Origin of the sequence: Streptomyces zinciresistens K42, from assembly GCF_000225525.1 — a bacterium.
GTDB lineage: Bacteria > Actinomycetota > Actinomycetes > Streptomycetales > Streptomycetaceae > Streptomyces > Streptomyces zinciresistens.
Map to the genome: position 1 here is coordinate 23,717 of NZ_AGBF01000063.1, position 8,095 is coordinate 31,811.

At 74.5% G+C, this 8,095-nt stretch carries 6 protein-coding genes; 4 read left to right on the plus strand and 2 right to left on the minus strand.

Annotated features, from left to right (window positions below; translation table 11 throughout):
* The first annotated feature begins 6 nt into the window (after nucleotides 1-6).
* Nucleotides 7-2,487, plus strand: a complete 2,481-nt coding sequence (locus SZN_RS18780) for an excinuclease ABC subunit UvrA (protein WP_244313388.1) — start codon at nucleotides 7-9, stop codon at nucleotides 2,485-2,487.
* Between the two features lie 33 nt (nucleotides 2,488-2,520).
* Here SZN_RS18780 and SZN_RS18785 read toward each other — a convergent pair whose 3' ends face one another.
* Nucleotides 2,521-3,849, minus strand: coding sequence for a metallophosphoesterase (locus tag SZN_RS18785; RefSeq protein ID WP_007497351.1), 1,329 nt, complete (start codon nucleotides 3,847-3,849; stop codon nucleotides 2,521-2,523).
* A 13-nt stretch (nucleotides 3,850-3,862) separates the two neighbouring features.
* Nucleotides 3,863-5,341, minus strand: coding sequence for an FAD-dependent monooxygenase (locus SZN_RS18790; RefSeq protein ID WP_007497353.1), 1,479 nt, complete (start codon nucleotides 5,339-5,341; stop codon nucleotides 3,863-3,865).
* Between the two features lie 286 nt (nucleotides 5,342-5,627).
* Here SZN_RS18790 and SZN_RS18795 point away from each other — a divergent pair, with 286 nt between their 5' ends.
* The 3 genes from SZN_RS18795 to SZN_RS43210 all read left to right on the plus strand — a co-directional run.
* Nucleotides 5,628-6,734 (plus strand): thiamine pyrophosphate-dependent dehydrogenase E1 component subunit alpha, encoded by a 1,107-nt coding sequence (locus SZN_RS18795; RefSeq protein WP_007497355.1) that lies wholly within the window; start codon nucleotides 5,628-5,630, stop codon nucleotides 6,732-6,734.
* A complete protein-coding gene (locus SZN_RS18800) occupies nucleotides 6,722-7,042 on the plus strand; it encodes an acyl carrier protein (RefSeq protein WP_007497357.1) in 321 nt (106 codons plus the stop codon). Before SZN_RS18795 ends, SZN_RS18800 begins: the two co-directional genes overlap by 13 nt.
* Nucleotides 7,039-8,095 (plus strand): alpha-ketoacid dehydrogenase subunit beta (locus SZN_RS43210; RefSeq protein ID WP_007497359.1); only part of this gene is annotated, 1,057 nt, incomplete at its 3' end. The genes SZN_RS18800 and SZN_RS43210, both read left to right, overlap by 4 nt.

Consider the following 8,095-nt stretch of genomic DNA (forward strand, 5'->3'; position numbering starts at 1 on the left):
GAGAGCGTGCGTACCTCGAAGGCCATCGAGGTGGTGGGGGCACGGACCAACAACCTCCGCGATGTCACCGTGAGCATCCCCAAGGGCCGGGTGGTGGCCTTCACCGGAGTCAGCGGCAGCGGCAAGACCTCGTTAGCCATCGACACCCTGCACAGCGAGGCCCAACTGCGGTACCTGGAAGGGCTCTCCCCTTTCGTCCGGCAGTACATCACCCAGCGCAATCGCCCCCGGGTGGACCGGGTCCTCGGCCTCGGCGCCACGCTCGCCGTGGACCAGCGCCGGCTCAACCGCAACCCGCGCTCCACGGTCGCCACCATCACCGGCATCGACGGCCATCTCGGCCTCCTCTACTCGCGGTTGCCCGCCGTCGGCCCCGGCCCGGTGCCCGGCGGGGGGCATCTGAGCACCGCCCACTTCGACCGGCACACCCCCGAGGGGAGCTGCCCCGACTGCCACGGCGTCGGCGGACGCTGGCAGGCACGGGAAGAACTCATCATCACCCACCCCGACCTGCCCCTCTTCGACGGCGCCTCGCCCTGGTACGCGAAATGGCGCTCCGGTGAACACGCCTTCATCCCCGCCCTGGCCGAGAAGCGGGGCGTGGACCTCGCCCGGCCCTGGGAGTCGCTGCCCGAGGAATTCCGGCACAACGTGCTGTACGGCACGGGTGACGAGAAGATCGAGGCCACCGTCGACATGCCCAACAAGAACGAGACGTCCTCCTGGACGTACACCTCCAGTGAGCCGCTGCGCGGCGCGCTCGCCGAGGTGGAGCGGGTCTTCGCGAACGCCGCCACCCCCAGCGCCAAGGAGCGCTATCTGCCGTACATGCGCAAGATGCCCTGCCCCGGCTGCGGCGGCACCGGCTACGACGCGATCGCCCGCACCGTCCGGCTCGGCGGACTGGCCTTCCCCGAACTCCTCGAAGTGGACGTACGCGAGGTGCGCGCCTGGAGCGAGCGGGTCACCGCGGGCCTCGGCGACGGGCAGCGCCTCGTCGGCGAACCCCTGCTCCAGGATCTCGCCCGCAGGCTGCGGGTGCTGGACCGGCTCGGCCTCGCCCATCTCCAACTGTCGCGCGGCGCCGCCACCCTCTCCGGCGGCGAACTCCAGCGCACCCGCCTCGCGGCCCAGTTGAGCACCGAACTCAGCGACATCATCTTCGTCCTGGACGAGCCCGGCACCGGGCTGCACCCGGCGGACAAGGCCCATCTCCTCGACATCGCACTGGAGTTGCGGGCCGCCGGGAACACCGTGCTGCTGGTCGAGCACGACCCGGAGCTGATCGCCCGCGCGGACTGGGTCATCGACCTGGGTCCGGGCGCCGGACGGCTCGGCGGTGAGGTGCTGGTCTCCGGGACCCCGGCGGACGTCGCCGGCCACCCCCGCTCGCTCACCGGCCACTACCTCGCCGGAAAGGGCCCCCGGCTGCGCCGCACCCGCCGCCCGGTCGGGGAGGGCACCGCCTGGGTGGAGCTGCACGGACTGTCCGCGCACAACGTGACGGCCGAACGCGTCCGCTTCCCCGTCGGCCGGCTGACCTGTCTCACCGGGGTGAGCGGCAGCGGGAAGAGCAGCCTGCTCGGCGCGCTCGGCGCGGGCACCGAGGCGGCGCTGGCGGGGACGGCGACCGACACCGTCCGCCGGGTCACCGGAGCCGACCGCTTCGCCTGGGTCGCCGTCGTCGACCAGGAGCCGATCGGCCGGACCCCGCGCTCCAACCCCGCCACGTACAGCAAGGCGTTCGACATCGTCCGCAAGCTCTTCGCGGAGACCGACGAGGCCCGGGGGCGGGGCATCAAGTCCTCGTGGTTCTCGTTCAACACCGCGGGCGGCGGCCGGTGCGAGCCCTGCACCGGCTACGGCCGCAAGCTGGTCAACATGCACTTCCTGCCCGACGTATGGGTGGTCTGCGACGCCTGCGAGGGCCGCCGCTACACCCCGGAGGCCCTGGAGATCACCTACGAGGGGCTCACCATCCACGGGGTGCTGGAGCTGACCGTCGCCGAGGCCGTCGAACGGCTCACCGGGCAGCGGCAGCTCGCGGAGGCGCTGGAGGCCATGGACCGGGTCGGCCTCGGCTATCTGCAACTCGGCCAGAACGCCACGGAACTCTCCGGGGGCGAGGCCCAGCGCCTGAAGCTGGCCTCCGCGATCCAGCGCGGATCGGCGAACCGCAAGGCCGGGCTCGTGGTGCTCGACGAGCCGGTCTCCGGGCTCCACCCGTCCGACATCCAGCGCATGGTGGACGCCTTCGACCTGCTGCTGGACTCGGGCAACACCGTGGTCGTCGCCGAGCACGACGTCCCCGTCGCCGCGTCCGCGGACTGGGTGATCGACCTCGGCCCCGGCGCGGGCCCGGACGGCGGCGCGATCGTCGCCGAGGGCACCCCCGACGAGGTCGCGCACGCCGACACGCCGACGGCGGGCTTCTTCCGGCGGTACACGGCGGGGCTGCCGCTGCTCGGCGGACCCGCGGCCGGCTGACGGACCGCAACACGCCCCGCCCCGGCCGCGCGGTCAGGGGCGGGGCGTCACCAGCTCCACGACGGTGATGTCCGGGTCGGCGTCGATCCGTACCGGCGGCCCCCAGAAGCCCGCGCCCCGGGTCACGTACAGCAGGGTGTCGCCGTGCCGGCTCAGCCCGGCGACATCCGCGTCGCCGAGACCGGCGAGACGGGTGAACGGCCAGAGCTGACCGCCGTGCGTGTGGCCGGACAACTGGAGGTCCACCCCGTACCGGGCGGCCTCAGTGACCTGCGAGGGCTGATGGGCGAGCAGCACCACGGCCCGTTCCCGGTCGCGCCCGCCGAGCGCCGCTTCGTAGTCCGGCGCGGCGCCGTACTCCTCCCCGCTCGCGTCGTCGACGCCCGCCAGGTCGAAACCGGGCAGCGCCACCCGCTCGTTGCGCAGCACGCGCAGCCCGAGCCCGCGGACGAAGCGGACCCACTGGTCCGCGCCGGAGTAGAACTCGTGATTCCCGGTGACGTAGTACGCGCCGTGCCGCGCCCGGAGATCCGCGAGCGGCTCGGCCGCGCGCCCCTGGTCGGCCACGTCGGCGTCCTCCACCAGATCGCCGACCACGGCCACCAGGTCCGGTTCGGTGCCGTTGAGCAGCTCCACCAGCCGGCGGGTGCGGGAGCGCCCCACGATCACGTTCAGCTGGATGTCGCTGATCAGCGCGATCCGGAAGCCGTGGGCCCCCGGGCCGAGCCGGGCGAGCGGCACGGTGACGTGCTTGACGCGGGGCGGCCCGAGCGCGGTGTGCACGCCGTACCCCACGGCGGCCGCGGCGGCCGTACCGGCGGTCAGCGCGATCGCCCGGCTCACGAACAGCCGCCGTGTGGCCTGGAGTTGATCCGTGGCGGGCGGCGCGGGCGAGTCCGGCGCGGGGGACCGGCCCGCACCGGGAGGGGCCGTACCGGGAGGGCCCGTACCGGACGGGGCCGTAGCGGACGGGCCCGTACCGGGAGGGGCCGTACCGGACGGGGCCGGGGCACCGCTCACGGGCACCGGCTCCCCGTCCCGGGGGGCGGACCGCCCGCGCCGGGAACGCGGCAGGAACGGCCGGACCGCCTCGCCCGCCAGCAGGGCGAGCGCGAGATAGACGATCCCCGCCATCCAGGTGAAGCCCGGCCAGCCGACCCAGGCGTCCTGCGGCGCGGGCAGCGCCCGCTCCGCGGGAGGCGCCGCCACCAGGAGCAGCCCCAGGACGACGAGCAGCGCCGTACCGGTCCGGCGCCACCAGGACCGGGGGGCCGAGGTGTCGCGGACCGTCCGCCACCACACATAGAAGTGGACTCCCGCCAGGGCCGGCAGCACGAGCGCGAGGAACATCGCGGAGGACATCCGGCCCCCTCGTTCAGCCGGCCGACGGGCGGGGTTCGCCGCACCACTGGCGCAGGGCTCTGGTCAGACCCCGGCCGGGTTCGGCACCCGCCCAGGCCACATGGCCGTCGGGGCGGGCCAGCACGAAGGCGGGCCAGCCGGAGCCCAGGGGTTCGGCGACCCTGCCGGCCCGCAGCCGGGACTCCCAGCCCGTGGCGGCGGGCGGCAGGGCGGCCGTGCCGGTCAGCACGAAACCGCCGTCCCGGAAGAGTTCGTACAGCCGTCCCGGTTCGCCGGGGGCCGCCACCAGCGGCCGGTCCGGGACCCGCAGCCCGGTCCACCGCTCCCGCCGCGCCGCCGGGTAGCGCAGGGCCAGGCCCGACAGGTGCATCACGTTCAGCCGGTGGACCGGCTTGATCCGCATCGACCACATCGCGGCCTTCCGCAGCAGCCGCGCCGGCAGGCTGTCGGACGTCTCGAAGCGGAACGACAGATCGGTCTTGCGCAGTGTCTCGGCGGCGATGGGGTAGCGCTCCGCCTCGTAGGTGTCGAGCAGCCCGTCCGGCGCCCAGCCGTCCAGCACCGCGCGCAGTTTCCAGCCCAGGTTGAACGCGTCCTGGATACCGGTCTGGAGCCCCTGCCCGCCCGACGGGATGTGCGTGTGCGCGGCGTCACCGGCCAGCAGCACCCGGCCCACCCGGTACTTCTTCGCGTGCCGCTGCGAACTGCGGAACCGCGACAGCCACAGCGGATCGCGCAGGCCGACGTCCAGTCCCAGGATCGCCGCGCAGCTCTCGCCCAGGTCCTGAAGCGTCAGCGGTTCGTCGGCGGGCACGGTGAACTTCTCGCGGTCCAGCACGATCACGCGGTACGTGCCGTCCCGGAACGGGAACAGGGCGGCCATGCCGCGCCGGGTGATCCTGGCGTACTCGGCGGGACCGGGCGGGGCGCTCAGCCGGGCGTCGGCCATCATCAGCGACTGGTCGTAGTTCCAGCCGTCGAACCGCACCCCGAGGGCGTCGCGCACGGTGCTGTTCACCCCGTCGCAGCCCACGACGTAGGCGGCCCGCACGGTCATCGGGCCCTCCGGGCCGGTCAGTTCGACGTCCACCCCGTCGGCGTCCTGGGACAGCCCGGTCATCTCGGTGCCGGGCAGCAGCACGGCACCCGCCTTCTCTGCGGCGGCCTGCAACGCGTCCTCGGTACGTGCCTGCGGAAGGGACAGGCTGAACGGGAAACCGGTGTCGAGCAGCCCGTAGTCCAGATAGCCGTCCTCGTTGCCGAGCGGCGGATGCGGGCACTCCCGGCCCCAGGCCAGCAGATCGCCCACCCGGCCCCGCATGTCGAGCAGTTCGAGGGTGCGCGGCTCGACGGTGCAGGCGCGGGAGAGCCGGCTGCGCCCGGTGCGCTTGTCGACCACGTGACAGGAGACGCCGAAGCCGGCCAGCTCCGCCGCGAGCGCGAGCCCGGCGGGTCCGGCGCCGACGACGAGCACCTGGGGGGAGGGCGGCATCTGTGGACTCCTTCGGATGGGCCGGACCCCTCGCACGCGCGGCCGGGGCACGCAACCGCGGCGGCGGGCCGGACGAGGACCGGGAAACCGCTGCCCGTCGGGACGCCAGTCAGTTAACGGGCGGGTCCGCGGGGGCGCAACCACGGTGAGAACGAGGTGAGACGGGCCTAAGAGCGGGGCCCGGCGGGTGAGACCGGATTGAGGGCCGGGCTGAGAACGGGCCGTCCTAGCGTGAGCGTGATCAGGTGCTGTCCACGCAGACCGGCTCGCAGGGGGTCGTCCCGCCATGACCGCGCAACCGTCGCAGGCACGCGGCGCCCGGGCCACCGCGCCCCCACCGGCCGTGCCGTCACCGGCCGTGCCGTCACCGGCCGCGCCCCCACCGGCCGTGCCGTCACCGGCCGTCCCGGCGCGGGCCGTTGCGGCGCAGACCGCACCGCCGTCAGGAGGCGCGCGGGCGCTCCCCGGGCCCGAGGACCTTCGATCCCTGCTGACCATCCGCCACTTCGAGAACCTGCTGCTGCGGATGTTCACCGAGGGACGGCTCAACGGAACGACCCACACCTGTCTGGGGCAGGAACATGTGCCGGTCTCCCTGGCCCCGTTGCTGGCGGGCGACCACGTCCTGAGCAACCACCGGGGCCACGGCCACTACCTCGCCCTCTTCCGGGACCCGGCCGGGCTGCTCGCGGAGATCACGGGCCGCGAAGGCGCCGTGTGCTCGGGCGTCGGCGGCAGCCAGCACATCCGCCGCGACGGATACCTCTCCACCGGGGTGCAGGGGCAGAGCCTCCCGCTCGCCGTGGGCATCGCACTGCGCTGCAAGCGGACCGGGTCCGGGCGGATCGCCGCCGTGTTCGTCGGGGACGGCACCTGGGGCGAGGGCGCGGTCTACGAGGCGCTCAACATGGCCGCGCTGTGGCGGGTCCCGGTCCTGGTGGTGGTCGAGCACAACGGCATCGCCCAATCCACCCCGACGAGCCTGCAGATGGCGGGGTCGGTCGCGGACCGGGCCGCCGCCTTCGGCATCGACTTCCTGGAGGTCACCGGCCACCACGTCTCCGACATCCGGGAGCGGCTGGCCCCCGTCGTCCGCCGCGTCCGGGAGGAACACCGCCCAGCCGTCGTGCAGTTCACCACCCACCGGCTCGGCCCGCACAGCAAGGGCGACGACACCCGCGACCCGGCCGAGGTCGAACTGCTCAGGGCAGGCGACTGGTACGCGCGGTACGCCGGACTGGCCGACCGGACCGGCGAGGCGTTCCGGGACCTCGACGCCCGGGTGCGCGCCGAACTGGACGCGCTCGCCCGCGAGGTACAGGCACGGCCGCCCGCCGCCCGCAGGGGGCCCGGCCGGCCGCGCCCGAGGACGGAGGAACGATGGCCGAACTGACCGAGCCCGGCGAGCCGCCGCGGCCCTCCCGCCCGGCCGCTCCGCGCGGCCCCGCCGCGAGCGCGGGGCCGGGCGACCCGGGCGCACTGACCGGACTGGTCGCCGACGTGCTGCGGACACCGGTCGAGGAGGTGACGGAGGAGACCGGGCCGGCCACCACGTCCGCCTGGACCAGCCTGCGCCACGTCCAGATCGTCTCCCGGGTCGAGCAGGTCTACGGCATCCGGTTCACCGGCCGCGAGGCGCGCGGCTGCCGCACCGTCGGCGCGCTGCGCGCCGCGCTGGCCGGGAAGCTGGGGGCACCGTGACCCGGCCCGCGCCCCGCTGCGTCGAGGCACTCAACGCCGCCCTGCACCGGCTCTTCGAGGAGCGGCCCGCGCTGCACCTCCTCGGTGAGGACGTACTGGACCCGTACGGGGGCGCGTTCAAGGTGACGCGCGGGCTGTCCACCCGCCATCCGGACCGGGTGCGGGGCACCCCGATCAGCGAGGCGGGCATCACCGGTGTGGCGGGCGGTCTCGCGCTCGCGGGCGACCAGGCCATCGTGGAGATCATGTTCGGCGACTTCGCCGCGCTCGCCTTCGACCAGGTCCTCAACCTGATCTCCAAGTCCGTGACCATGTACGGGGACCGGGTGCCGATGCCGCTCGTGGTGCGCTGTCCCACGGGCGGCCACCGCGGCTACGGACCGACCCACAGCCAGAGCCTCCAGAAGCACTTCCTCGGGATTCCCGACCTCGCGCTGTACGAGACGAGTCCGTTCCACGACCCGTACGCGCTGCTCGCCGAGGGCCTGGACCGGGGGCCCGCGATGCTGTTCGAGGACAAGGTCCTCTACACCCGGCGGATGTTCCGCGACGGCGTCGTGGACGAGGAGTACGGGTACGAGCTGCTCGGCGGCCCGGCCGGCTGGGCCCGGGTGTCCCCGGTGGACGGCACCCCGCCCGACGCGGTGCTGATCTGTCCCGGCGGGACCGCGCACCGGGCCCTGGACGCCGCCCGCTCGCTGCGCGGCCGGGGCCTGACCACGCATGTCCTGGTCCCGGCCCGGCTCTATCCGCCGGATCTGGAACCGGTGCTGCCGCTGCTCGCCGGCGCCGGGCTGATCGCCGTCGCGGAGGAGAGCACGGAGGGCGGCACCTGGGGCGCCGAGATCGCCGCCCGCGTGCACCCCCGGATCTGGTCCCGGCTGCGCGCACCCGTCCTGCTGCTGTCCTCCGCGGACTCGGTGGTGCCGTCCGCCCCGCATCTGGAGGCGGAGGTGCTGCTCGGCGCCGAGCGGATCGCCGCGGAGATCGAGGCCGCGGCGGCCCGGCCGGCCCCGCCCGCGCACCGGCCCCGCCCCGCGCACCGGCCCCGCC